Origin of the sequence: Winogradskyella algicola, from assembly GCF_005869935.1 — a bacterium.
In the GTDB taxonomy this organism is placed as follows: domain Bacteria; phylum Bacteroidota; class Bacteroidia; order Flavobacteriales; family Flavobacteriaceae; genus Winogradskyella; species Winogradskyella algicola.
The window spans coordinates 1-322 of record NZ_SZQF01000029.1; the positions used below are offsets into that span (position 1 = coordinate 1).

Sequence of the window (322 nt, forward strand, 5' to 3'; positions counted from 1 at the left end):
AAGCGCGAAACCCACCACAAGATGAGATTTCTTTAAAGGGTCGTGGAAGATGACCACGTTGATAGGCTACAGGTGTAAAGGCAGTAATGTCATAGCCGAGTAGTACTAATAACCCATAGGCTTATTGTACGCCGCTCTTTTTATAAGTACAAATCATGCAACTTTTTTCAATATGTTTATTATACGGTTTTAACAACCGAAACAGTTTAAGGTGGTTATAGCGACGGGGCTCACCTCTTACCTTTCCGAACAGAGAAGTTAAGCCCGTTTGCGCCGATGGTACTGCACTTGTGGAAGAGTAGGTCGCCGCCTTTTTTGAAGA

At 43.2% G+C, this 322-nt stretch carries 2 rRNA genes; both read left to right on the forward strand.

The features are described 5' to 3' along the window. A 23S ribosomal RNA gene (locus tag FC091_RS15095) occupies positions 1-129 on the forward strand; the annotation flags it as partial. Positions 130-207: 78 nt separating this feature from the next. After that, a 5S ribosomal RNA gene (rrf, locus tag FC091_RS15100) occupies positions 208-315 on the forward strand. The last annotated feature ends 7 nt before the right edge of the window (positions 316-322 follow it).